This window comes from Arcticibacter sp. (genome assembly GCF_053551015.1).
The window spans coordinates 1-24,366 of sequence record NZ_JBMQOB010000003.1 but is presented as its reverse complement, the minus strand read 5'-3'; the positions used below and the strand labels follow the sequence as shown (position 1 = coordinate 24,366).

Here is a 24,366-nt window from a genome sequence, read left to right as displayed (position 1 = left end):
TTCCCAATTACAACTCGTATGGCTCAATTTGAATTAGTTCTTCCGAAGATGGGTGAAAGTGTAGCCGAAGCCACCATTATCAAATGGTTGAAAAATCCAGGCGACACTATTCATGAAGACGAAGCTGTAGTCGAAATAGCAACAGATAAGGTCGACTCAGAAGTTCCCTCCCCGGTTTCCGGAAAGTTAATATCGCAATCCGTAAAAGTTGATGATGTTGTCCACGTAGGCTCCGTGATCGCCCTTATTGAAACGGCTGATGCAGCACCTGCCAGTGATGATAATAAACAGGCTCCCGTTTCTGTGCCTGTTCAGCCACAAGCTCCTGAAGTACCAGGTTTGGATATGGTGAGCCCCGCTCCCGAACGTCCTGCTGCTTACGATAACTCTTCGCGCTTCTATTCGCCCTTAGTGAAAAGTATAGCAGCGGAGGAAGGAATAACATTGGAGGAGTTGGAGAGCATTCCCGGAACAGGTTCAGAAGGACGTGTAACCAAACAGGATATCCTCGATTACGTTAAAGGACACAAGAAGATGGCGACGCCAGCTTCCCCTGCTGAACAGGCTGAGAAAAGCCCTGTAGCCATCCCACAGGCTCCTAACGGTAGTCAGTACAAGTCACCCATGCCGGCACCGCAAAATGTGATTCTATCGGGTGGTGATGAAATAATCGAAATGGACCGTATGCGCCGCTTGATTGCTGATCATATGGTGATGAGCAAACAAGTTGCGCCCCACGTAACCTCTTTTATCGAAGCAGATGTAACAAATCTGGTCAAGTGGAGAGAGAAGATAAAGTCTTCCTTCGAAAAAAGGGAAGGTCAGAAGATTACCTTTACGCCGGTCTTCATCCAGGCAGTCGCTAAAGCGATTAAGGATATGCCGATGATCAATATCTCTGTAGATGGAAATAAGATCATCAAAAAGAAAAACATCAACATCGGAATGGCGGCTGCACTCCCGTCGGGTAACCTGATCGTTCCCGTGATCAAGAATGCAGATCAGCTTAATCTGATAGGGCTTACCAGAGCGGTTAATGACCTCGCTGCCCGCGCCCGGGCAAACAAGCTGATGCCTGATGAAGTGCAGGATGGAACCTTCACCCTGACTAATATCGGTTCTTTTGGCAATGTGATGGGAGTTCCGATTATCAACCAGCCACAGGTAGCAATTATGGCCGTTGGAGCCATTCAAAAGAAGCCCGCAGTTCTTGAAACCGAGTTCGGAGACGTTATTGCTATACGGCATAAAATGTTTATCTCCATGTCGTATGATCACCGCGTAGTAGACGGATCTCTGGGAGGTATGTTTATAAAACGTGTTGCAGATTATCTTGAAAACTGGGACGGTAACTGCGAAATATAATCTCTATCACTTTTAAGTTGCCCGAAAATTCTTCTTTTTGTAAAAAGTTCAATACAATGAGATTTAGCAATTTTCAATTAGTAGCAATTTTCTTAGGCTGTACGTTCTTAACAGCACTGTCAAACTCATCGTTTGGCCAGTCAACGGACAATGCAACAACCGAAGAAAAAGGGTACAAGTTCACGGTGGCCTTAGGCCATGCACATGTCCACGAAGGAGTCGAAGAAGGTGATAACAAATGGCTGATGATGCCCTCATGGGCGTTCAATGCCGACTATGTGATCAATAAGCACTGGGCTCTTGGTCTGCATAACGATTTGATCCTGGAAGACTTCGCCGTTGAAGAACACCTCAACAACGAAGAGCATACCGTCCTGGAGAGATCAACTCCCTTCGCAACCAAGATCGTTGGTACTTACAAGCCAGGATCACACCTCGGTCTCATGCTCGGAATAGGGGATGAGATAACAAAAGAAGAAAACCTTTTTCTGTCAACTATTGGTATCGACTATGGCGTGCACATGAAGGGTGGTTGGGAATTAGCCGGTGAGCTAACGTACGATGTGAAGTGGAAGTCTTATGACACCTGGATTGTAGGAATCGGCATCAGCAAATTCATAGGCATAGGTCATCATAAACACAAAGGCTAACAACATATAGTCAAAAAACAAAAAAAGCGATCTGCAACCAGACCGCTTTTTTTATTTGTAAACGAACAGCGATGCTGTTCCGACTAAATGTACAAGGTTCCAAACCTGGACTTAACGTCCGCCACAATCTGCTTCACTTGCTGTTCATGTGACTTCTGGCAGATCATCAGTGTATTGCTCGATTCAACTACGATATAATCCTCCAGTCCCTGCAAAATAACCAGCTTGTCTTTTGGTACCTTCACCATACAATTTGATGAGTCATACATCATCACATGCTCTGATGGGATCACCGCGTTTCCAACATAGTCCTTTTCTGCCAGCTCATAAACAGATGACCATGTTCCCAGGTCAGACCAACCGAAGTCTGTAGGGAGCACATATACGTTGGGCGCCTTCTCCATAATTCCATAATCGATGGAGATGTTCGTACACTGGAAGTAGGCGTGGTGAATAAAGGCACTTTCAGCCTCTGTGTTCAATTTGCTGGCACCCTCCCTGAAGATGTCATTCATGTCGGGTAAAAACTCGTTTAACGCGCTTAAAATAGATCGGGCCGACCAGACGAATATTCCTGCATTCCATAAGAAGTCCCCGCTCTGAACGAAAGTTTGCGCCAGTTCATGATTCGGTTTTTCTGTGAAAGTCTTAACCTTATGGAAGGAATTGTTAAGTGTTTGCGTCGTATACTGGATATACCCGTAGCCTGTGTCAGGCCTTGACGGCTTGATCCCCATGGTAATGAGGCAATTGTGTTCCGACGCGGTCTCGAGTGACAGGATAATGTCTTTCTTAAAGGCTTCCTGATCCATAATCAGGTGGTCAGACGGGGAGACAACAATAGCAGCATCAGGATTAAGCAAGCTGATCTTGTGGCTGACGTAAGCGATACAGGGCGCCGTGTTCTTCATGATGGGTTCACCAACGATCTGCTCATCAGCGATTCCATGCAGCTGTTCCTTCACAAGAGGAATGTAAACGTCGTTTGTGGCTATATAAATGTTTTCTGCCGGAATTATTTTTAGGAAGCGTTCGTATGTTTGTTGTATAAGTGTCTTTCCGGTACCAAGGATATCCAGAAATTGTTTAGGATGTGCGGTGCGACTGATAGGCCAGAACCTACTGCCGATACCGCCTGCCATTATAATGGCATAAAAGTTCTTCATTTCGCTCAATTGGTTAAATAATTCCTTCTCTTAATAAATCATGTAAATGTATAATACCTTTGTAAATTCCAGCTTCCAAAACGATTAATTGTGTAATATTATTCGCCCGCATCATAGCCAGTGCATTTACGGCAAGCTCGTCACTATCTATCGTTCTAGGTGCATTATACATGATATCAAGGGCTTTAAGATGGCCCACAGAATCGTATTTCTCCATCATTCTGCGGATATCGCCATCGGTGATAATGCCACGTATTTTCTCATCTTCAATGACTGTAACAGCACCTAAACGGTTTTTCGTGATTTCTATTATTACTTCTCTGACGGAGGCTTGGGGACTAACCTGCGGTTTTTCGTTGTGAATGTAGAGATCGCTGACTTTTAGATAGAGTTTTTTTCCAAGCGTTCCACCCGGATGATAACGGGCAAAATCCGCTCGGCTAAACCCTCGTTCTTCAAGCAGGCAAACAGCCAGGATGTCGCCCATAACGATCTGTGCCGTGGTGCTCGAGGTAGGGGCCAGGTTCAGCGGACATGCTTCTTTTTCAACAGTCGTATCGAGTACCAGATCTGCATTTCGGGCCAGATAAGAATTGATGTCTCCAACCATGCCGATCAGCTTACTCCCCGCTAGTTTAAGCAGAGGCACAAGCACCTTAATTTCCGGTGTATTTCCACTCTTGGATATGCAGATTACAAGATCCTCGTCCTGGATGATTCCCAGATCTCCATGTATGGCATCAGCTGCATGCATGAAGACTGCGGGAGTACCGGTAGAGTTGAAGGTCGCAACCATTTTTTGTGCGATGATGGCACTTTTTCCCACGCCTGTCACAACTACACGTCCTCTAGATTTGAGGATTAAATCTATTATCAGAGCAAAGTCATCATTCAGCTTTGACAGCAATCCTGAAACTCCATCAAGTTCAATTTGCAGTGTTCTTCTAGCTATTTCAAGCACGTTTTTTGAAGCTTCCAAGGAGAATTATTTTAGAAAGAGGTACATTATAACCGCAAAAATATGTTATTTTGGGGTTAAGTTTAGGTTTTCTAAATTTTTCTGAAGAGGACGATGGAGATCAAGAAATCATTATTTGATAATTTACAAAATTTTTTCGGCTTTGATAATTTCAAAGGCGAGCAAGAAGCGATAATCACCAACATCATACAAAAAAAAGATACGTTTGTAATCATGCCAACAGGAGGCGGTAAATCAATCTGTTACCAACTTCCGGCATTAATGAGTGAAGGTACTGCGATAGTAATATCGCCGCTTATTGCCCTGATGAAAAATCAGGTAGATCAGCTGAGGGGCTTTGGGGGGACTGAAAGTATTGCACACTTCTTAAACTCTTCATTAAATAAATCTGAAATAGCTAAAGTTAAGCATGATGTGCTTAACGGGGAAACGAAGTTATTGTACGTTGCTCCTGAATCCCTGTCTAAGCAGGAGAATGTTGACTTCCTTAGACTAATTACCATATCTTTCGTAGCAGTAGATGAGGCGCACTGTATTTCTGAATGGGGGCATGACTTCAGGCCCGAATACCGGAAAATAAGACAGGTTATTAGTAATATTGGAGATGACATACCGATTATAGCGCTAACCGCAACTGCCACCCCAAAAGTGCAGCAGGATATCATCAAAAATCTTCAGATGACGAACTCAACACTGTTCAAGTCATCTTTCAACCGCCCCAACCTCTACTACGAAGTACGCCCTAAGCGTAACGTGGTTAAAGAAATTATCAGATTCATCAAGTCACATACCGGTAAATCCGGAATCGTGTATTGCCTCAGTCGTAAAAAGGTTGAGGAGATATCCGAAGCTTTATCCCTGAATGGTATCAAGGCGCTGCCTTATCACGCGGGCCTTGACCCTAAGACCCGGGCTGAGACCCAGGACAAGTTCCTGATGGAAGACGTAGATGTTATCGTAGCCACCATTGCTTTCGGAATGGGTATTGACAAGCCGGATGTTCGCTACGTGATCCACCATGATATTCCTAAAAGCATGGAGGGCTATTACCAGGAAACCGGTAGGGCAGGACGGGATGGAGGTGAAGGCGTGTGTGTTGCCTTCTACTCGGAAAAGGATATCGATAAGCTGGCTAAGTTCATGAAGGATAAACCCGTTTCAGAACGGGAGATCGGAACGCAGATTCTTAAAGAGGTGATCGATTATGCTGAATCTGCAGTTTGTCGCAGAAAGCAGATCCTTCATTACTTCGGCGAGAACTTCGACGAGGCAGGCTGCGGATCCATGTGCGACAACTGCAGAGCGCAGCGCACGCATTTTGATGCAACAGAGAAGCTGAGAAACACCCTCATCATGATACGCGAGTTGGGCGAGAAGTTTGACGATCTTCATATTCTGAACATGCTCATGGGTACTGATTCATCGCAGATCAGCGCTTATCACCACAACAAGCTCCCCCTTTTCGGTAGCGGCAAGGCAGACGGACTGCTCTTCTGGAAGTCCCTTTTACGTCAGGCATTACTCAATAATTATCTATCGAAAGATATCGACAACTACGGCCTCCTGAGACTGACAAAGTCGGGAATCGGATTTATTGATAGTCCTCATACCCTCAAGTTCGTGATGAACCGTGAAATGGAGTCTGCAGAAGATGATAGCGACGAAGCCGTTCAACAAGCGGGTGGAGCTCTTGATGCCGAGCTTCTGAAGATGCTCAAAGACTTGCGGAAGAAGATCGCGAAGCAAAAAAACCTTCCGCCTTTTGTTATATTCCAGGATCCCTCGCTCGAGGAGATGTGTACCCATTACCCGGTGTCCATCGAAGAGTTGAAGCAGATCCAGGGTGTGGGATCAGGTAAAGCAATCAAGTTTGGTGCGCCTTTTATCGAGGTGATCAAAAAGTATGTCGAAGAAAATGATATAGACAGACCTGTAGATCTGGTTATCAAAAGTGCGGCAAATAAGTCTGCACTCAAGGTTTCCATTATTCAGAATATCGACCGCCACATCGCACTTGACGATATCGCCTCCTCTAAAGGGATAACCTATGAGGATATCCTTCGCGAAGTGGAGTCTATCGTCAATTCAGGTACCAAGCTGAACCTGAGCTACTACATCGATGAAATGATTGATGAGGACAGGCAGGATGAGGTATTTGATTACTTCCGCTCCGCCGAGATCGATTCCATCGATAATGCACTTAAGGAACTTGGGTCCGACGAATACACGCGCGAAGAGCTACAACTCATGCGAATCAAATTTTTATCAGAATTAGGAAACTAATGATCAATCAAATCCCGGGTATTAAACATACCGAAAGCAATAACTTTTTTCTGATGGCCGGCCCATGCGCTATCGAAAGCGAAGACATGGCCTTGAGAATAGCCGAGAGAATCGTGAACATCACCGACAGGCTGGGTATTCCTTATATCTTCAAAGGATCTTACCGGAAAGCAAACCGTTCCAGAGTGGATTCCTTTACCGGTATAGGCGACGAGAAGGCACTGAAAATTCTGGCGAAGGTGGGTAATGAATTCGGTGTTCCTACCGTTACCGACATTCACGAAAGCAATGAAGCTGCCATGGCGGCCTGCTATGTGGATGTCCTGCAAATACCTGCATTCCTTTGCCGGCAAACAGATCTGCTGGTTGCTGCGGCAAAAACGGGAAAGTTTATCAATATCAAAAAAGGCCAGTTCCTGTCTGCAGGTGCTATGTCCTTTGCTGTGGATAAAGTGAAGGATTCCGGGAACTCACAAGTTATTTTAACGGATAGAGGTAATACCTTCGGATATCAGGATCTCGTCGTCGATTTTCGTGGCATCCCGGAAATGCGTTCTTTCGGCGTACCTGTTGTAATGGACTGCACGCACTCTCTGCAACAGCCTAATCAGCCGAATGGGGTTACCGGTGGTAAGCCAGGACTGATTGAAACGATTGCCAAGGCTGCTATTGCTGTAGGAGCGGATGGTCTCTTTATAGAAACCCACCCTGATCCTATGAATGCGAAGTCCGACGGAGCAAACATGCTCCATCTCGAGTCGCTTGAGCAGCTGCTTGAGAAATTAATCCGGATCAGACAGGCATTATAGCCCTCCTCAATAAGTAGTATTCGACATCAACTTAAATCTTTACAAAGTATATAATAGACATGACAGACGAAATTCTGGCGAAATATGATCTCGTTATCGGACTCGAAATCCATGCCCAACTTCAGACGAACAGTAAGATCTTTTCCTCTGATCCTGCATCTTTTGGTGCGGGTCCAAACGAGCATACCAGTATCATATCGGTTGGTTTGCCTGGCACCCTGCCCAAAATAAATGAAAAGGTAGTGGCTTACGCGGTAAAGATGGGATGGGCAACAAACTGCCGCATTAACAAGTACAACCGTTTTGATCGCAAGAATTACTTCTACGCGGATCTTCCTAAAGGTTACCAGATCACTCAGGACGAAATCCCCGTTTGCCAGGCAGGATACATCACGATCCGGCTAAAAGACAAAACCGAGAAGGATATCCGGATCAACAGGATCCATATGGAAGAAGATGCCGGAAAAAGCATGCACGACAAAGATAGCAGGTACTCCCTTATTGACTTGAATAGAGCTGGGGTGCCCTTGATTGAGATTGTTTCTGAACCGGATCTGCGCTCGGCAGAAGAGGCGGCAGCATACATGTCTGAAATAAGAAAGCTAGTCAGGTATTTGAATATATGCGACGGCAATATGGAGGAGGGGAGCCTTCGCTGCGATGCAAACATATCGGTCAGACCGAAAGGCTCTCCTGAATATGGCGCACGATGTGAAGTCAAGAACCTGAATTCAATCCGCAATCTCCAAAGGGCGATCAATTACGAATTTAAAAGACAGGTCAAGCTCGTTGAACAAGGAGAACATATAGACCAGAATACGCTGAACTTTGACGCTGCAACCGGGGTAACTTCCGTACTCCGGTCCAAAGAGATGGCTAACGACTACAGGTACTTTCCAGAGCCTGATCTGCCTCCCATGCAACTTTCTGAAGAGTGGATCCAGCAGCTAAAGAGTGAACTTCCTGAGCTGCCTGAGCAACGTATAAAACGCTATTCTGAAGAGTTCTCTTTGTCGCACTATGATGCTTCATTGTTGACATCAGATAGAGCCGTAGCAGACTTCTTCGAAGAGCTTGCCGGGCAAACACCTTACTATAAAGCGGCAGCAAACTGGATCAACGGACCTCTCCAGTCTTATGTAAATGAGAACGGAAAGGACTTTAGCATTCTGCAGCCCTACGTGAAATCGATCGCGGAGATAATAGCGCTTGTAGAATCATCAAAGATTAACAATACTGCTGCTGTTCAGCAGCTCTTCCCGGCTCTTGTATCTGGAAATGGTAAGTCATCAGTATCTGAGCTCGTTCATGAGCTCAACCTGATCATTGATACAGACCATAGCGAGCTTACTGGTTTTATAGATAGCGCTGTGGCGAAGTTTCCCGATAAGGTAACTGAATACCATAAAGGGAAAAAGGGCGTTTTAGGATTGTTTATGGGAGAGATCATGAAAATATCGAAAGGTAAGATCGACCCTAAAACAGCGAACAAACTTCTCGTAGAAAAACTAGAATCCTTAAAGTGAATCGAATAATATTATTTTTTTTAGCCCTTACTGCAGCTTTATCTGCCTGCAAGAATAATACCTCATTTGTCCTCGAAGGCACCCTTCAAAATGCTGGAAGTTTAACCAATGTTCAACTTTATAAAGGGAAGGAGCTGGTCGACTCAGCCGTTGTGAACGACAAAGGGGAGTTCCGCTTCCGGGTGCCATCGCCTGAACCTGAATTTTTCTACATTCTCGCAGGTGAAAAGAATTATTTGCTCCTGGCGAAAAATGGAGATGATCTGAAGTTTAATGCTGACTATGCCAGCTCTGTGGGCGATTACCAGATAGAAGGCTCGGAAGATGCAGCGAAGCTGAGGGACTTCAATCAAATCAACGGTAAATACGGAAAGATATTTGTGGATCTGAAAACCGAATTCGACAGACGCGTATCGGCGAACCCGGATTCCCGTGAACAGATCGTTGAAGAGCTTTCTCCAAAGTTCGATGAAAATATGAAGGCCTTTAGCATAGAGGCGCTTTCCTTTGCTGAAGCGAATAAAGATAATCTCGCGGGTTTCTATGCAATGAGCATGCTAGACCCGATTGAATATGAGGAGCCCCTGTTGCACTACGCTGAAGGGCTTAAGGGTAAGTTTCCAAACAATAAGCTTGTTCAGGATTTCGTTGCGAAAATGAACAGGGTGAAGCCGATTGCAAAGGGTCAGCCAGCTATCGACTTCCAAAGCACTGCGCCTAATGGTCACATCATCAAACTATCCGACTTTAAAGGAAAGTATGTTCTGCTAGACTTCTGGGCATCATGGTGCGGACCTTGCCGGCAGGAAAATCCAAATATTGTTAAACAGTATAATCGCTTTAAAAACAAGAACTTCACCATATTGGGAGTATCTCTTGATGGTGACAGGGATAAATGGCTAAAAGCTATTGAAGATGACGAACTAGATTGGACCCATGTTTCTGATCTGGATGAATGGAATAGTGCTATCGCAAGACAATATCAGGTCGCTGCCATTCCCGCGTCCTTCCTGATCGATCCTTCCGGTAAAATCATTGCAAAAAATCTGAGAGGACAGGAACTTGAAGAATTTCTGAAGAAGACATTAAATTGAGCTCACCGGTTTGTTAAGATACTGCGAGCGTTAACAATAATTTAATATTGTATTAACTTTGAAGTATCCTATTCCTGCTACATTAGCAACGTAATCCAAAATCATGAGTTCAGCAAAGCAGAAAATTCTTATCGTTGATGACGAACCAGACATCCGGGAATTAATTGAGTACAACCTCAAAAAGGAAGGCTATCTGGTTTATACTGCCAGTAACGGCCAGGAGGGTATAACTGAGGCAAAACGCGTTCATCCCGATCTTATCATTCTCGATGTGATGATGCCGAAAATGGACGGTATAGAAGCTTGTCGGGTAATGCGTTCGATGAACGACTTTAAGTCTACCTTCATGGTCTTTCTTACCGCCCGTAGTGAAGAATATTCGGAGATAGCAGGCTTTAACGTGGGTGCAGACGATTACATTGCCAAGCCCATTAAAACCCGTGCGCTCGTTAGTCGCATCAATGCTATTCTGAGGAGAAATAACCAAACAGAAGACGTTGTAGAGAATAAGATTGAAATAGGCGATCTTGTTATTGATCGGGAGACCTATCTGGTCTACCAACGCGGGGAGCGGGTATCCCTGGCAAAGAAGGAATTCGAACTATTGTATTTACTGGCGTCTAAGCCAGGAAAGGTATACACCCGGGAGGTTATTCTCAAGAATATCTGGGAAGACTCTGTCGTGGTAACCAACCGGACCATCGACGTACATATACGCAAAGTGCGTGAGAAGTTGGGAGATAATTACATCAGCACCGTCAAGGGTGTGGGATATAAATTTGATACGTAAAAAACAGTGATTAAACATGAGATCATCAGGTGTGAGCGTTGCGCTGTTCAGATCGAATGCCGGTCTAACAGCTACACGCGCTGTCAGTGCAGTGCTGTCCAGCTAACGCCTGATGAGATTGAGTTTATAGGAGAAAACTATGACGGCTGCCTCTGTGCTTCCTGTCTTCTTGAACTGGCTGCTGTTTACCAGAAAACGCTAGCATAAATGACATCTAAAAAATGCCACAACAAAAAAGCCGGATAATATAATTATCCGGCTTTTTGTATTATTAGTACGATAAACTCTTACTTAGCCTGTGCCTCGATCTGAGCAAGAACAGCATTGTTCTTAGCAACCTGGCTGGAAGCAGATTCCTGAGAGCGGCTTCCTTTCTCAATGTTACGGCCAATCTTTAGGAATTGAACTTCAAGGCGTGAAACCGTTTTGTTTTTTCTATCTTTTCTCTTTAAACGTGTAACTCCCATTGTCTTTTTTTTAATTTTTTTAAATCCTGTGAGGTCGGAAGCGGATTCGAACCGCTGTAGAAGGTTTTGCAGACCTCTGCCTAGCCACTCGGCCATCCGACCCTTCTTGTAGGGAGTGCAAAAATAATAATTTATCGGTACCTTACAACAATTATTTGCAAAGATTTTAAAATCCTCTTCTTTTTAATTCAGAACAGATAATCGATGCGGAAACCGCGACATTAAGAGATTCAGCACCTCCAAACCTTGGAATGGTGATTCTGTTGCTGATCAACTGAATGACGTTCTGAGAGATACCCTTCCCTTCATTCCCAAGAACGACAAGTCCCGGATGCTCAAATGCCGTTTCATATATAGATACACCCTCAAGCAAGGCACCGTATACGGGTATTTGTACATCTTTAATAAATGCCGGCAAGTCGGTATAATAAACAGACATTCGCGATAGTGAGCCCATAGATGCCTGCACTACCTTTGGGTTATAGGCCTCAACAGTGTCTTCGGAACAAACGATTTCAGAAAATCCGAACCAGTCAGCGGTCCGTATAATTGTTCCGAGATTCCCCGGGTCCTGAATTCCATCCAGCAGCAATGTGAACTTATTCAGAAAACTTTCCGATCGTAACGGGGTTTTCTCAGGAATCCTTATAATTGCAAGGGCATCCTGGGGGGTAGTGAGCGTACTGATCTTTTTAAGATCTGCTTCACTAATCTCCACAAGTTTAACATCCTGTGAAATGCTGCTGAACTTTTGAAGTGACGCTTCACAACAGAATATTGAATCTACCTGATACTTTGAATGAATAAATTCAGTAATGGATTTGATTCCTTCTACCAGGAAGAGACCTCGGTCTTTTCTGTTTTTTTTTAAGTGTAATGCATTTACAAAACTGATTTGGGATTTTGAAAGCATATAAAGATAGCATTGTTGTTTTGCGTGCAAGTATACTGTTTTTAACAGTTATTTTCTCCGGTTGTTCCGCCACCAGATACCTGAACGAAGACCAGGCACTCGTAAAAAATGTCAAACTGAAGGGGATTGACGCCAGTTTTTCTGAAGAAGCATATCAGTACGTCCAGCAAGACATACGGCCTAACTCCAGGGTGAATCTGGCGCTATATAACATGTTCAACACACGGGATGGAAAATACCGTACAGACCGGATTAAAAATATCGGAGAAGCCCCTCATTTGCTTGACAGCTCACTGGTAGACATATCGCGGCGTGAGATACAGAAGTTTCTGGCATACAAGAGCTTTTTTAATGCGAAGGTGGACAGCAGAATCAAAGTCAGAAATAAGAAAGCGTACATCACCTTCGAGGCCGTGCAGGGACCTTCTTTCAAGGTGCGAAATATAGCCCATGTAATCCCCGACGTGGCCGTAGATAGCCTGTACTCCAAAAATCGGGAACGTATATCCAGGCTTCACTCCGGCAATCGCTATGATGTTGATTCGATCATGGCCGAGATTAACAACATTTATGCGCTGATGAAGTCGAACGGATACTATGATTTCCTGAAGCCCTATATACATGTAGATGCAGATAGTACATTGATGTCGAGTCAGGTCGATCTGAAACTGAACGTGTACAATCCACCGGCTCTGTCTTCGCATAAAGTCTACCATCTTAAGAATACCAACATTGACATCAGGAACAGCAATATCAGGTTTGGAAGGCGTCCACCGGATAGTGCCTGGGTGGACTCACAATATTTTTTCAGGGACTACTCGCACCGGTTCAAGTTCGACAAACTGACCCGGTATATCTTTCTGAACAAGGGAGAACGCTATAGTGTAGAAGAAGAAAATCTAACATACGACCGCCTCTACGAGCTGAATGTTTTCCGCAACATTAAAATTGATTACGAGAAAGATCCCGATAGTGTCAGCCTGAATGCACGTATAGAGATCACACCTTTGAAGCGAAACAGCAATAGGGTGGAAGGGGAGTACACCTTCAATTCAGGGCGTAACGGCTTCAATATTGGAAACACCTATACCAATCGAAACCTCTTTGGCGGTGCGGAGAGGCTCGATGTCAAATTCCGCTACGGTGCGCTGTTTGACTCTCGTGATAAAAAACTATTCAGCAGTATTTTTAATCGCGACATACAAATAGGAGCGAACCTGATCATTCCCCGTATCCTGGCACCGTTTCGGGTCAGAGAGAATTTCAGAGCAGGCTTACCCCATACAACTATCTCCAGCAGTATGCAGATCTTTGATCAGCCGGGAGCCTTCAGGAACAGGTTGTTTATCAACTCAATCAGCTACGATTGGACGCAGAGCAAGAGCCGATTGCATAGCTTTACACCGATCAATATAGAGTACCGTGATGGTAGGCTCGACGAAGCATTCAGAGATAGCTTGCGAAATAGCGGAAACCTTCTCTATGTGCAAACAAATGATAGGCGCTTCCTGAATTTAGGATCTCAATACAATTTCACGCTTAACGCTCATAAGCTGAGTGCTTATGAGGATTTTATCTACTTCCGTGGCTTTTTTGATGTTGGAGGAAATTCATTAGGATTGTTGGCGAACGTTTTCAAATTTCATAAAGATGAAAATGGATTCCGAACATTTATGGGCCTTCCTTATTTACAGTATGTAAAAACAGAATTGGATTTGAGGTACTACAGGTCCCTCGGAGGTGAACGACAATTTGTAGCGCGTGTAAATCCTGGCATCGCTCTTCCCTACGGAAATTCAAACGCGCTTCCTTTCGAAAGAAATTTTTATGCCGGTGGGTCTAGCGGAGTAAGAGCCTGGCAAGCCAGAACCCTGGGGCCTGGTGTCTACAACAGAAGCGTGATCGAAAGCGAAGAAAACAGAAAGAACTTAACTTATCTTGATCAGTATGGCGAGATTAAGTTTGAAGGAAACGTTGAGTACCGGTTCAAGCTAATGAATAACTTTTTCGGATCCAAATTGAAAGCTGCTACTTTCATGGATTTTGGCAACGTCTGGCTCCTGGATGAAAATGAAAAGGTTCCAGGTGGAAAGTTCTATTTCAATAAGTTCCTTGATCAGCTTGCTCTTGGTGCAGGAGCCGGACTGCGCTTTGACCTTCAGTATTTTGTGTTCCGCTTTGACGTAGGTGCTAAAATCAAAGATCCGCAATTCACCGGATCAGACAATTGGGTTGTGAAACACCTGTTCAGCAGCGACGCAAGAAGAGAATTCAAAGACGCTTACATCAAGACCAATGCACCCGACAGGTATCGGTTTCTCCAATATAATTTCGGGATAGGGATGCCATTCTAGGGATATCTTCGCATTACATGATCGCATTCTTGAGTCCGTCGAAGATGGTCTCGAAGATTGTTGGTATGCCTAATCCTTTATTAGAGTTAAACACCAGCAGAAGGATCAGAATAATGACGGCAAAAACGATGAACTTCCTGAATATACTGGCAATTACAACAAGTGCGAGCGGGATGATAATCAGCATCATCCAATTGATCTTTATCGGGTTGATACCACCTTCCTTTTTCAGAACATAGTAAAGTTTAGCGGGACTCGCCGTTTCGTTCTTGTGTTTGAGATATACGAAGGTGGACTTCTCAATTTGCTGGGGTGCGATCGCCACGCCTTCATTAAATCGCAGTTCCTGTTTAAAGCCGTTGATTGTAAACACGAACGTGCCATTTACACTCTCCTTAGGTACCTCATTCGCATCTGTAGCAATGATCGCCAGTTTATCATTTTTCAGGAGATTCTCCTTGACGATAAAGTTGGTTAGGGAGTCAGTTCCCGGAAGTGCCATGCTGGTAAATCCGCTTAAAACAAAAAGTACTGCTAGTATAAACTTAAATTTGATCATCGTTCGCTGCAATAAGCTGTCGCAAATATAAACAGCCGCCTTCATAAACAAGAAGAGCCCTCAAATATGTTTGAGGGCTCCACAGAATTAATCATTAATTAAAGAAGTTCTTCAGCTGTTAGAATGAATATCCTACAGAGAATGAAAGCACACGGTTGGTTGTTTTTCCATTGTCACCATCTCCGTTCGGACGAAGGTCTGAAAGACCAAGACCATAACCGGCACCGATGTTAAATCCACTGTTTAACTGGAAACCAGCTAAGAAGTTTACACCGAAGTCAGTACTTTTGTAATCATCGCCATTATCAGAACCAAATTCTAAATCACGGTCTCCTGATACTCCGAATCCACCGATGTTTCCAGATGCCTTTCTCTCACCTGAGATGGCGAAGGCCGCATATGGACCAGCACCAAGGTAGAAGTTAGTTCCGGTAGTACCCAGTGGAATCTTTCCCACAAGGTTCACCGGGATCTCTGCATACATGGTATTGTCTTTTACTTCTCCTGCTGCAGCACTTCCGGTGCGTTCAAACTTACCGCCCTTTCCTTGCAGGGATATACCAGGCTGAACAGACAGACCATTTGCAACCGGCACATCGGCGTAACCTGTCACACTGAAATTAGTGGTTGACTGCGATTCCCAGTCGTCACCATTCGTGTTATTTACGTGTAATTTAGGAAGGTTAACACCCACTTTCAAACCATATTTTACCGGTGGTAAAGACTGTGCAGATGCAGCGCCTCCGATCAGGATTCCAGCTGCTAGTAAAGCTATTTTTTTCATGTTTTTTACTTTTAAAGTTTTAAGTATGTGCTTGCATAAAGACAAAACCTTTGCCTATTTGCCAAAAAATTAAAATCTAGTTAATAATGAGCGTATTAGTTAATAGAGAGTTAATCTGGAGCAAAAAATATTGTTTTGTTTGGTAGTCAATTCTGTATTGAAAAAAATACAAATTACAAAGTTCCGGCGGCGAAGGTGTCTCCCGCCCGAATATCTCCGGTCTCCAAGCCTTTCTTAAACCAGCGCATTCGCTGCGCAGACGTTCCGTGCGTGAATGCATCCGGCACCACATATCCCTGTGCTTCCATCTGAAGGCGGTCATCGCCGATAGCATTAGCCGCATTTAGAGCCTCTTCAATATCTCCAGCCTCCAGCAATTCCTTTTTCTGAGTATGATGCGCCCAAACCCCCGCTAAAAAATCCGCTTGCAGTTCCAGCCGTACAGATAAGGCATTCAGTTCCTCATCGCTCACTTTTCCTCTCATCCTGTCGACTTTATCCGTCGTGCCAAGCAGGTGCTGGATATGGTGGCCCACCTCATGGGCTACAACGTAAGCCATGGCAAAATCACCGGGAGCTCCGAAGCGCTGCTTCAACTCATCGTAAAAGCTCAGGTCTATGTACACCTTGCTATCAGCTGGACAATAGAATGGCCCGGTCGATGAACTGGCTGCCCCGCATCCGGAACGAACCTGGCCACTGAACAGGGTGAGCACGGGTTTCTCATACCGTAGGTTCTGAGCCCTAAAGACGCTATCCCATACATCTTCCGTTTCAGCAAGCACTACTGCCACAAAATGGGAATTGGGATCGTCCTTGACGTCGGTACTAATTCCCGGTCCTTGGGTAGGCGATGCTCCCTGCTGGGTCATTCCGATAAACTCCAGGGGATTTTGCCCCGTTAGCAGAGCAAAGACAACGGCAATCACAGCCGTGAGTCCCCCGCCCAGCGCGAGGCCACCGCCGCCGCTTCTTCTGTCTTCTATGTTTCCGCTTTCGCGTCTGCCCATCCATTTCATAATATATCGTGTTTTTGAGCTGAACAAACGCGACGGAGGATTAGTTTGCACATTGTGAAGCGCCTGAGAATGGAATTGTGAGATACGGGGAATTTTTTCCTTGCACATTCCCCAGTTCGAAGAGCTCTATTTTGGTTAAATTGCAGGTGGTCAGTGCTATATAATGTGAATTTTATTGGCACAGATGTTGTCAACTAGTATATATTTGCAATATTTATGAAGAAATATTTATTATTAGCTGTTTCGATTTTAGCGTTAGCAGCTGTATCTTGTAAGAAGGACGGCATAACGTCGGAGGGCTCGGAAGCCATCAGCGATCTTAGCGTACCTGACTCGTTTGATTGGGGAACATCAAGAGATGTTAATTTCAGTATATCGGTTTCCGATTCCCGCTTCGGTAATTCTCTTCATGTGATATCGGTTTACGCCGGTGATCCGGACAACGGAGGCGAACTGCTATCTAAAGGTGGTGCGACGCTGACGTCTGCTTTCAACACACGGATCTATCTTCCAGTAATGATTAACGAGGTCTATATCACGAAGATCGCTCCTGACGGATCAAAAGTTAGCCACAAAGTGGATATTACATCCACTGATGTTTCACTATCCATCGGCGAATCCAACGTGATGAAATCCATGAGGAAACTTTCTGCGGTCGGATTTTCAACCTCAGCAGTTGCAGAAAGCAGCCCAAGCTGCGCATCCGGAACAGGAGTGACGACTATTCGTGCGTCCGTATCTAATTTTAAGGCTCAGAACGGAGCAGTCTACTCTATTACAGCCAGTGATATTGTAGTTGGCCTGGACTGGGGGCATAACGGAACCTTATACGTGTGCGGAAAGAACGTCAGATTAGTTGGCGGAAATATTAACGGGTTGAATATTATTATCACCAGTACAGGAAGCGCATCGATCGAAGGTTCACATTGGGGAACAACTTCATCGATCAAGAACTTCGGATCGCTCACTATTAACGCGGATCAGTGGAGTACCAAGGTTATCGGATCGTTATACAACACGGGAATAATAACTACGAATTACCTTTCAGCAGAGAACGGAACCGTAACAAACTTTGGGACGATAACGGCCGCCCAGACGATTTGGATGAACACGGGCGCTGTGCTGAACAACTATGGAACGATCAATGCCCTTGGACAGTCTAAAGCAGAAAATGGCGGACGTATCAGTAATTCAGGTACGTACAATGCTAAAGGAGAACTGGTCGTCGGAGCTAGTCCTTCCCGCTTGGATAACTACGGTACCTTTAATGTTTTTCAGGAGCGTCTGACGATGAATTCAGCAGGAAGCATTGTCAATTCAGGAAAGCTATTAGCTGTAAATGCACACCTGGAATTCGGTTCAACTTTTGTAAATGATGGCGAGTTGCAGGTAAAGAGTTTTAATGGTACGAGCGGCACCTTTACAAACCGCTGCAAGCTGATTGTTTTGACCGACTTTAATCTTAACGGAGCAACGATGGTCAATGAGTCGTTTATTGACGTGAAGGGAAATACGACGATGAACTCAAATATGACCTTATCTCCAAAATCGATGTTCCGCACAGCTAACTTGCTTTCCAGCAGTCAGACGGTCAGCGGGCCTCCTAATGGTACGGAGTGGGCACTTTTCAGGGTGACCGGAACCTCAGCTGATCTTGTGGAAAGTGCCGGTGGAACATTTACAGGACGAGTTATGTATTGCGATCCCAAAAGAAGCCTGTCTGCAAGACATCTTCTTAATTCTGCAAAGAACGGATGTGATATCTATATCGCGGCTAATGAGTGTACTGAAGGATACGGAGTAGACCCAAATCCTCCCTTAGTGGATACAGATAAGGACGGTGTAATTGATCAGGAAGATCAATTTCCTAATGATCCAACCAAAGCTTTTAAAAGCTATGGGGTGAACTATAGCGAGGGTGGGTCTACAGTTGCTTTCGAAGACAGATGGCCGTATCAGGGAGACTATGATATGAACGATGTGGTTATCAGCTATCGCTACGAAATAGTGACAAACTCTGAAAATCAGGTGGTTACCGTAGATGCCGATTTCAAGCTTATAGCTACCGGGGGGGAATACAATAATGGTGCGGGTATTCAATTCAATATACCGAAATCCAACCTGGTAAGTATCTCCGGTGCTACAGCAGAAGATAATCAGGATAGTTTAGTGGTAATTCTGTTTAAAAATACGCGCGAAGAACAAACGAACTGGAACACTTCCAAGGCTACAGCGGCTGAAAGCAAATCGTACAAAGTGTTCTTTCAAGTAAAGAATGGCCCAACGCTCGCCAGTTTCGGATTGGGAAGATATAATATGTTTATCTGGAACAACACACCAGGTTTCGGTCGTGGTTACGAAACTCACTTACCTGGCCAACAGCCTACAAAGCTTGCTAACCGGAGTCTTTTCGGAACAGGTGACGACAATACTACGCTGGCCAAGCCATATTACAGCAAGAACGGCTTAGTCTGGGCATTAGAGTTACCGATAGCAAATTATGCTTATCCTATTGAAAATGCCGAAATTACGCGGGCTTACAAGTGGTTTGCAGACTGGGCTAGAAATGGAGGAAAGGCCGCACCATTATGGTATACAGACTTAACGGCTAGGAACTCAGCGATGATTTTCTCCAAATAATCATAATACTCTCTAAATTTTATCTATTCGAAGCCCTTCAAGATTCTTGGAGGGCTTCTTTATTTTAATTGTAATTCTATCATGTATCACAGTGATTTCTTAGTGGAAATGGAACCCAAACGATAAAAAATTGAACGATTGTGAAATGTGTATATAACTATTTGATAATGACCTTGATCGCTTGATTCTTCATTGCTTGTTGCTTACATTTGATACAAAGAGGAGGCCCTATGATCGAGTTCTTTCTATTTTCCATGTGCATAATCTATTTTATGTGGGAATTCAACCATGAATAAGCAGTAGCTACTGTCGGGAAAACCGTCATACCGGATAATGTAGTTGAGCCGGAAAAGACTTAAGTTTGCGCCCTGAATTAGTTGGATGCTGGATATTTTATTTAGAGATGAGCACCTCATCGCCATTAACAAACCACATGGGCTGTTGGTACACAGATCTCCCATAGCCATGGACGTACAGGAATTTGCTTTGCAGATTCTTCGCGACCAAATCAATCACTATGTTAATCCTGTACACCGTTTGGATCGAAAGACCGGCGGAGTTCTGCTTTTTGCAATGGACAAGACGGCGGAAATCGCTATGCACAAGCAGTTTCAGGAAAACCAGGTTCGTAAAAAATACCTGACGGTACTCCGGGGGCATACTCCCGACCAGGGTGAGATCGATTACCCGCTGAAAAAAGAAAATGGTACTATTCAGGAAGCCCTCACATTCTATAGAACACTTAACCGCGCGGAAATCGATGTGCCTTTTGGCTCCCATCCGACATCCAGGTACTCGCTGGTTGAGGCCACCCCGCAAACCGGACGAATGCATCAGCTCCGGAAGCATTTCGCTCACGTGTTTCATCCTATCATCGGAGATAGAAAGCACGGATGCAACAAACAAAACAAGCTTTTCAAGGAGAAATGGGAAATGACAACCATGATGTTGCATGCCTCTGAACTTTCCTTTACTCATCCTGTTCATCAAACGGAGATCCTCATTCAGGCACCGATTCAACCCGAATTCAAAAGAGTAGTGGAGATGATGTCCTGGGATGTTACCTTATATGATGTCGGCAAGGGATAAAGTTGTAAATTTGCACCTCTCTTTGTATTAAAAATTTAAGTATCGTGTGGTTAGAAAAGATAAAGCTTAGTAAACAGCTGGTAAGATCGGTAACTGAAGCCGGATATCTGGTTCCAAAAGAAATTCAGCTGCGAGCCATGTCCCGCATTATTGGTGGACAAGATATTGTCGCCATTGGTCCCGAAGGTTGCGGCAAAACGACCACCTATATATTAGGTGCCTTGATGCGCCTGAAACAAACTCCTGAGATTGCACCGCGTGTATTGATCCTTGTTCCCGATAGGGAAAAAGTTGAGGCAGTCGCTGCCCAAATTGATACACTCAATAAGAATAAATCATTACGTATTGTCACGCTTGTTCCCGGAGTGAGTACGGAAGCTCAGCTGGATGAACTTGCCGATGGGTCGGACATCATCGTAGCCACCCCTGATCGTGCACGTGCGATCTACCTGAAGCTGGCGCTCGACCTGAATAAAATTCAGATGTTTATTGTTGACGATGCCGAGCTGATCGTCAAGCAAGGTCTGCAGCTGCCGGTCAACGAGCTGGCAAACAGTATCATTAAATGCCAGAGACTTGTATTTGCCGAAGTCATGCATTCCCGTATCGAGCAGATGATCGAACCCTTCATGCGCGATCCCGCGTATATTGAAGTGGAGGAGGAGGTTGAGCCTCAGGCAGAGATCTATCCTCAGCAGTTATACCATGTTCCCAATTTCAGAACGAAGTTAAACCTGCTGAATGATTTGTTAAAAGAATCCGAGGTGCCTAAGTCGGTTGTTTTTGTGAATACGCGTCTTACAGCTGAAAAGGTCTATAATGCGCTCGTTCAGAAGCTGAAATCCAGGTCTGCCATTCTTAACCCGGTCTTCTTCGAATCGAAAGGGGTAAATTCAATAGACGAGTTCTACGATTCAGAGGAGCTTAACTTCCTCGTTGTGGCCAACGAGCTCGCTGCGCCGCTTGATCTTTCGGGAATCGACAGTATCATTCACCTGGAACCTCCTGTGGAGAAGGAAACGTTTATTTCCCGCGTCATCAAAGATCAGGATGAGGAGATTGATGCTCTTTCCATCGTGTTCTCGACCGATATCGAACTGGCCGACGTTCGGAAGATCGAACATGCCCTGGGATATAAATTCCCCGTAGTACCCCTACCTGAGGGTTTGCTGATCGACACGGAGAATGCTGCGAAGACAAAGAAGAAGATCAAGGTAACAGAAGAACCTGTGAGGGGAGAAGCTTTTCATCAGAAAAAAGAGAAGAATAGTAAAGACTATAATATTGGTGCAGGTAAAAAAGCCAAATTAGAGAAGAAGAAAAAACATAGTTAATGAGTATGCAAGAGCCATTTGATATCGAAATAGGAGAGATCGAATACTCCGTATTTCCTGAAGAAGAGGACGTTTATACCATCTTCAAAGAAGGTGTCGAATATGTTAAAATACAAAAGGACACTGAGCAGCAGTGGTTGAAGCTCGATCCGGACACTGATCTTCCGCTATTCTCAGCAGATGAAGAGGTTAATCAGATCGGACAAGCCATAGTTGCTTACCTCGGATAGTAAAGGATGCCTGTCTTAACGGAAAATAACCGTGGGACAGGCATCTTTCTTTTACGACGAGACGAATTTCAATCCGGCGATCGACCCGATCAGCGTGGTCAGGAAGAAAATCCTGGCGAATGTTACCGGCTCCTTAAAGACCAGAATACCAACCAATACAGTACCCACGGCACCGACCCCGGTCCATACCGCATAAGCGGTTCCGATAGGTAACGTTTGTGTCGCCTTTATCAGAAGCACCATGCTGATGGTGAGGCAGACTAAAAAGCCGGCACCCCAGAGAACAGCCGTCGTTCCACCCGTTTCTTTCATTTTTCCCAGGCAAGAAGCAAAGCCCACTTCAAACAACCCCGCTATAATAAGAATGATCCAATTCATTTCTGATGTAATTTCCTGCAAAGATGGAAAATATTCAACAGATGTTCAGAAGCCGTCCTTTTTACCAGTTTTTTATTTTTTTGATAACAGCACTGAGCTCCTCCGCGATTTCCTGATGTTCGGCAAGATCAGGGTGGTCTGTACAGCCCTTATGATACCTTTTTGTAAAAACGAACTTATACACATTCTGCTCACCCTCTCCCGTCAGTTTGGTAATAACGGAGGTGATGCTTTTGGTCATGAAGGAGCGTAAAGTCGAATCGGCCATGGGACTGGTCAGACAGACAATAGAGGCCTTGGGATAGTGCCCTCTCAAGGTTTTTATAAACTTCTCGTAAGCATTACAAAATGCTGCTGAATCCTGAACGCCGTCATTCTGTCCCAGGCAGACGGTCACGACGTCGGGTTGATATAGGTTGAAATCCCATGCACCAGTATTCTCCCTGAGGTTGATTTTATCAAAGACCTGCGGCATCGTAATGGTCATATCGCAACAACTATGAATCAGTCCTATACCAGATACAGCAGTCAGGGCCCAGTCGGCTTTCAACATTCTTGACGCCACCGGTCCATAGCTCATATAAGCATTATGCTGATCATACCAGGTACTGCTGCCGCCGCAGGGGATAGTTAGATCATTGCCCATGCCACAGGTGATAGAGTTTCCTATGAATTCAATCTTTCGCGGCAAGGCCTCCGGCGCCGGCAGTAAGCGTTCACACCAGATGCCCGCCAGTTCAATGTATCCGATGCCTGATTCAGTACTCTTGCAGAGCAGAAAACGGTGCTCTCCTTTACCGAGTTGATCAGCTATCCTGATCCTGTTCTTTCGTTCAGTCAGCTTAATTCTCTTTGGGGCGCCATTGTCGACTACCACCGTGATATAGTTATGGCTAGTGCCATAGAGCAGTTCATCATTGATTTCCAGCTCACAGCTGGTCCCCTTGAACCTGCCCTGTACATACACTCCCGGCGAGTAGAATCTCGGTAGTGCAGGATCTGAGAAGTCTACCCGGCCGGTAAACAATAATGCGGATTTGCTGGCCCCGAAAAATTGGATTTTTCCTCCTGCCATTGCCTGAGAGATCCCGGCACATCCGAGCAGTATCAAAAGAATGATCTTGAAAGTTCTTAAGTAGTTCATGTTGTCTCGTGCAGGTTTTCTACCTGAGCTAAAAAACAGATTCTTATGCGTTATTGATAATATTTTTTTAGCCTAAGTTGACAGAATTTTATCATGATCAGCTCGGACTCATCGCTGTCAGCGCTTGCAGAAGAAAACTTTCTGGCGCATGACCGTCTCGGAAGTTTCAGAGTGCCTGACCTTTGCCTCGTCCTTCCTGGTGTGACGAGGCATCTTTCGCTTCGCCTGCTCTCTCAGCAAGGTGTTACCGGCATAGCCCATACCCACCATGCTGTTGAAGCGCGTCGGAAAAACTGCCTGGCAGACGTCCACGGCACTTGCATCCCTGGGCGAAGGTTCGTCCGCGGGATAGGCAGCAATAATAGCGCATGGACTGAAGCCCTTGTTATTCAGCAGCACGTACTCCTCCGTTTGAGCTATTTCGTCATACATCAGCAGCGACATGCTGACCAGCACCATACATCCCGGATCAGCCTGAGCCTTGAGCCGGATGGTTTGTTCGGGCGTGACATCGTGTTTTTTGAAGTCCACGTCCTGCATATCCAGATACTCCAGGTACTCCTGGCGGAAGTCGAAAGCCACGGCCATCAGCCGGATCCGGTAGCGGGAAACAGCATATCCGGCCGCCTTTTTAACGTCTTTGGCCGGGTGGAAGCGGCCTATAGTAACCGTAATGTTTCCTTCTTCATCCCGCTTCAGTTCGTGAGGGATCTGCAGCACCTCTGCCAGTTTGCTATTGCCATTAAAGTCCATCCCCACGAGTTGCTGAAGATCGGCATCGTGCAGGTCGCGT

The 24,366-nt window shown here is 45.1% G+C and carries 22 protein-coding genes, 1 tRNA gene and 1 pseudogene; 13 read left to right on the top strand and 11 right to left on the bottom strand.

Going from position 1 to position 24,366, the window contains the following annotated elements; translation table 11 throughout:
- Positions 1–18: 18 nt before the first annotated feature.
- Positions 19–1,365 (top strand): dihydrolipoamide acetyltransferase family protein, encoded by a 1,347-nt coding sequence (locus ACO1NU_RS00480; RefSeq protein ID WP_448816476.1) that lies wholly within the window; start codon positions 19–21, stop codon positions 1,363–1,365.
- A gap of 56 nt (positions 1,366–1,421) precedes the next feature.
- Entirely contained in the window at positions 1,422–2,015 is a 594-nt protein-coding gene (locus ACO1NU_RS00475) for a hypothetical protein (RefSeq protein ID WP_448816475.1), read from the top strand.
- A gap of 83 nt (positions 2,016–2,098) precedes the next feature.
- On the opposite strand, the gene ACO1NU_RS00470 is transcribed toward ACO1NU_RS00475, so the two are convergent.
- Positions 2,099–3,181 carry a mannose-1-phosphate guanylyltransferase gene (locus ACO1NU_RS00470; RefSeq protein ID WP_448816474.1) on the bottom strand — a complete coding sequence of 361 codons (1,083 nt, stop codon included), beginning with the start codon at positions 3,179–3,181 and terminating at the stop codon, positions 2,099–2,101.
- Between the two features lie 13 nt (positions 3,182–3,194).
- Positions 3,195–4,160 (bottom strand): KpsF/GutQ family sugar-phosphate isomerase, encoded by a 966-nt coding sequence (locus ACO1NU_RS00465; RefSeq protein ID WP_448816473.1) that lies wholly within the window; start codon positions 4,158–4,160, stop codon positions 3,195–3,197.
- A gap of 93 nt (positions 4,161–4,253) precedes the next feature.
- On the opposite strand from ACO1NU_RS00465, the gene recQ reads away from it, so the two are divergent.
- The 6 genes from recQ (at position 4,254) to ACO1NU_RS00435 (ending at position 10,869) form a co-directional block, all read left to right on the top strand.
- A complete protein-coding gene (gene recQ, locus ACO1NU_RS00460) occupies positions 4,254–6,443 on the top strand; it encodes a DNA helicase RecQ (RefSeq protein WP_448816472.1) in 2,190 nt (729 codons plus the stop codon).
- Complete coding sequence (gene kdsA, locus ACO1NU_RS00455) at positions 6,443–7,252, top strand: 3-deoxy-8-phosphooctulonate synthase (protein ID WP_448816471.1); 810 nt, start codon at positions 6,443–6,445, stop codon at positions 7,250–7,252. Before recQ ends, kdsA begins: the two co-directional genes overlap by 1 nt.
- 59 nt (positions 7,253–7,311) lie before the next feature.
- Positions 7,312–8,778, top strand: a complete 1,467-nt coding sequence (gene gatB, locus ACO1NU_RS00450; RefSeq protein ID WP_448816470.1) for an Asp-tRNA(Asn)/Glu-tRNA(Gln) amidotransferase subunit GatB — start codon at positions 7,312–7,314, stop codon at positions 8,776–8,778.
- Positions 8,775–9,872: a redoxin domain-containing protein gene (locus ACO1NU_RS00445; RefSeq protein WP_448816469.1), complete on the top strand. Its 1,098-nt coding sequence runs from the start codon at positions 8,775–8,777 to the stop codon at positions 9,870–9,872. The genes gatB and ACO1NU_RS00445 overlap by 4 nt, the downstream gene beginning before the upstream one ends.
- Positions 9,873–9,975: 103 nt before the next feature.
- A complete protein-coding gene (locus ACO1NU_RS00440) occupies positions 9,976–10,662 on the top strand; it encodes a response regulator transcription factor (RefSeq protein ID WP_448816468.1) in 687 nt (228 codons plus the stop codon).
- Positions 10,663–10,668: 6 nt separating this feature from the next.
- A complete protein-coding gene (locus tag ACO1NU_RS00435; RefSeq protein WP_448816467.1) occupies positions 10,669–10,869 on the top strand; it encodes a cysteine-rich CWC family protein in 201 nt (66 codons plus the stop codon).
- A gap of 80 nt (positions 10,870–10,949) precedes the next feature.
- Here ACO1NU_RS00435 and ACO1NU_RS00430 read toward each other — a convergent pair whose 3' ends face one another.
- The 3 genes from ACO1NU_RS00430 to ACO1NU_RS00420 all read right to left on the bottom strand — a co-directional run bounded on the left by ACO1NU_RS00430 (position 10,950) and on the right by ACO1NU_RS00420 (position 12,042).
- Complete coding sequence (locus ACO1NU_RS00430) at positions 10,950–11,129, bottom strand: spore protein (protein WP_448816466.1); 180 nt, start codon at positions 11,127–11,129, stop codon at positions 10,950–10,952.
- A gap of 31 nt (positions 11,130–11,160) precedes the next feature.
- Positions 11,161–11,231, bottom strand: a tRNA-Cys gene (locus tag ACO1NU_RS00425).
- 64 nt (positions 11,232–11,295) lie between these two features.
- Positions 11,296–12,042 carry a TrmH family RNA methyltransferase gene (locus tag ACO1NU_RS00420; protein WP_448816465.1) on the bottom strand — a complete coding sequence of 249 codons (747 nt, stop codon included), beginning with the start codon at positions 12,040–12,042 and terminating at the stop codon, positions 11,296–11,298.
- Here ACO1NU_RS00420 and tamL point away from each other — a divergent pair.
- On the top strand, positions 12,033–14,396 hold the full coding sequence (gene tamL / locus ACO1NU_RS00415; protein WP_448816464.1) for a translocation and assembly module lipoprotein TamL: 2,364 nt from the start codon (positions 12,033–12,035) through the stop codon (positions 14,394–14,396). The genes ACO1NU_RS00420 and tamL overlap by 10 nt on opposite strands.
- Before the next feature lie 13 nt (positions 14,397–14,409).
- On the opposite strand, the gene ACO1NU_RS00410 is transcribed toward tamL, so the two are convergent.
- The 3 genes from ACO1NU_RS00410 to ypfJ form a co-directional block, all read right to left on the bottom strand.
- Positions 14,410–14,955 carry a hypothetical protein gene (locus ACO1NU_RS00410; RefSeq protein WP_448816463.1) on the bottom strand — a complete coding sequence of 182 codons (546 nt, stop codon included), beginning with the start codon at positions 14,953–14,955 and terminating at the stop codon, positions 14,410–14,412.
- 118 nt (positions 14,956–15,073) lie between these two features.
- Positions 15,074–15,739, bottom strand: coding sequence for a porin family protein (locus ACO1NU_RS00405; RefSeq protein WP_448816462.1), 666 nt, complete (start codon positions 15,737–15,739; stop codon positions 15,074–15,076).
- A gap of 173 nt (positions 15,740–15,912) precedes the next feature.
- Complete coding sequence (ypfJ, locus tag ACO1NU_RS00400) at positions 15,913–16,758, bottom strand: KPN_02809 family neutral zinc metallopeptidase (RefSeq protein WP_448816461.1); 846 nt, start codon at positions 16,756–16,758, stop codon at positions 15,913–15,915.
- 216 nt (positions 16,759–16,974) lie between these two features.
- Here ypfJ and ACO1NU_RS00395 point away from each other — a divergent pair, with 216 nt between their 5' ends.
- From ACO1NU_RS00395 to ACO1NU_RS00380, 4 genes are all read left to right on the top strand, one after another.
- On the top strand, positions 16,975–19,398 hold the full coding sequence (locus ACO1NU_RS00395) for an LruC domain-containing protein (protein ID WP_448816460.1): 2,424 nt from the start codon (positions 16,975–16,977) through the stop codon (positions 19,396–19,398).
- Positions 19,399–19,779: 381 nt separating this feature from the next.
- Complete coding sequence (locus ACO1NU_RS00390; protein WP_448816459.1) at positions 19,780–20,487, top strand: pseudouridine synthase; 708 nt, start codon at positions 19,780–19,782, stop codon at positions 20,485–20,487.
- Positions 20,488–20,531: 44 nt separating this feature from the next.
- Positions 20,532–21,821, top strand: a complete 1,290-nt coding sequence (locus ACO1NU_RS00385) for a DEAD/DEAH box helicase (RefSeq protein ID WP_448816458.1) — start codon at positions 20,532–20,534, stop codon at positions 21,819–21,821.
- Entirely contained in the window at positions 21,821–22,051 is a 231-nt protein-coding gene (locus ACO1NU_RS00380; RefSeq protein WP_448816457.1) for a hypothetical protein, read from the top strand. The genes ACO1NU_RS00385 and ACO1NU_RS00380 overlap by 1 nt, the downstream gene beginning before the upstream one ends.
- Positions 22,052–22,102: 51 nt before the next feature.
- Here ACO1NU_RS00380 and ACO1NU_RS00375 read toward each other — a convergent pair whose 3' ends face one another.
- From ACO1NU_RS00375 to ACO1NU_RS00365, 3 genes and pseudogenes are all read right to left on the bottom strand, one after another.
- Positions 22,103–22,429, bottom strand: coding sequence for a DMT family transporter (locus tag ACO1NU_RS00375; RefSeq protein ID WP_448816456.1), 327 nt, complete (start codon positions 22,427–22,429; stop codon positions 22,103–22,105).
- Positions 22,430–22,490: 61 nt separating this feature from the next.
- Positions 22,491–23,573 carry an SGNH/GDSL hydrolase family protein gene (locus ACO1NU_RS00370; RefSeq protein ID WP_448816455.1) on the bottom strand — a complete coding sequence of 361 codons (1,083 nt, stop codon included), beginning with the start codon at positions 23,571–23,573 and terminating at the stop codon, positions 22,491–22,493.
- A gap of 117 nt (positions 23,574–23,690) precedes the next feature.
- A pseudogene (locus ACO1NU_RS00365) lies at positions 23,691–24,366 on the bottom strand (hypothetical protein); the annotation flags it as partial.

Excerpts from the sequence above, each read along its gene's own strand:
- ACO1NU_RS00480 (WP_448816476.1), top strand. The coding sequence starts at position 19 with ATGGCTCAATTTGAATTAGTTCTTCCGAAGATGGGTGAAAGTGTAGCC.
- ACO1NU_RS00475 (WP_448816475.1), top strand. The coding sequence starts at position 1,422 with ATGAGATTTAGCAATTTTCAATTAGTAGCAATTTTCTTAGGCTGTACG.
- ACO1NU_RS00470 (WP_448816474.1), bottom strand. The coding sequence starts at position 3,181 with ATGAAGAACTTTTATGCCATTATAATGGCAGGCGGTATCGGCAGTAGG.
- recQ (WP_448816472.1), top strand. The coding sequence starts at position 4,254 with ATGGAGATCAAGAAATCATTATTTGATAATTTACAAAATTTTTTCGGC.
- kdsA (WP_448816471.1), top strand. The coding sequence starts at position 6,443 with ATGATCAATCAAATCCCGGGTATTAAACATACCGAAAGCAATAACTTT.
- gatB (WP_448816470.1), top strand. The coding sequence starts at position 7,312 with ATGACAGACGAAATTCTGGCGAAATATGATCTCGTTATCGGACTCGAA.
- ACO1NU_RS00440 (WP_448816468.1), top strand. The coding sequence starts at position 9,976 with ATGAGTTCAGCAAAGCAGAAAATTCTTATCGTTGATGACGAACCAGAC.
- ACO1NU_RS00430 (WP_448816466.1), bottom strand. The coding sequence starts at position 11,129 with ATGGGAGTTACACGTTTAAAGAGAAAAGATAGAAAAAACAAAACGGTT.
- ACO1NU_RS00420 (WP_448816465.1), bottom strand. The coding sequence starts at position 12,042 with ATGCTTTCAAAATCCCAAATCAGTTTTGTAAATGCATTACACTTAAAA.
- ACO1NU_RS00410 (WP_448816463.1), bottom strand. The coding sequence starts at position 14,955 with ATGATCAAATTTAAGTTTATACTAGCAGTACTTTTTGTTTTAAGCGGA.
- ACO1NU_RS00405 (WP_448816462.1), bottom strand. The coding sequence starts at position 15,739 with ATGAAAAAAATAGCTTTACTAGCAGCTGGAATCCTGATCGGAGGCGCT.
- ypfJ (WP_448816461.1), bottom strand. The coding sequence starts at position 16,758 with ATGAAATGGATGGGCAGACGCGAAAGCGGAAACATAGAAGACAGAAGA.
- ACO1NU_RS00395 (WP_448816460.1), top strand. The coding sequence starts at position 16,975 with ATGAAGAAATATTTATTATTAGCTGTTTCGATTTTAGCGTTAGCAGCT.
- ACO1NU_RS00390 (WP_448816459.1), top strand. The coding sequence starts at position 19,780 with ATGCTGGATATTTTATTTAGAGATGAGCACCTCATCGCCATTAACAAA.
- ACO1NU_RS00380 (WP_448816457.1), top strand. The coding sequence starts at position 21,821 with ATGAGTATGCAAGAGCCATTTGATATCGAAATAGGAGAGATCGAATAC.
- ACO1NU_RS00375 (WP_448816456.1), bottom strand. The coding sequence starts at position 22,429 with ATGAATTGGATCATTCTTATTATAGCGGGGTTGTTTGAAGTGGGCTTT.
- ACO1NU_RS00370 (WP_448816455.1), bottom strand. The coding sequence starts at position 23,573 with ATGAACTACTTAAGAACTTTCAAGATCATTCTTTTGATACTGCTCGGA.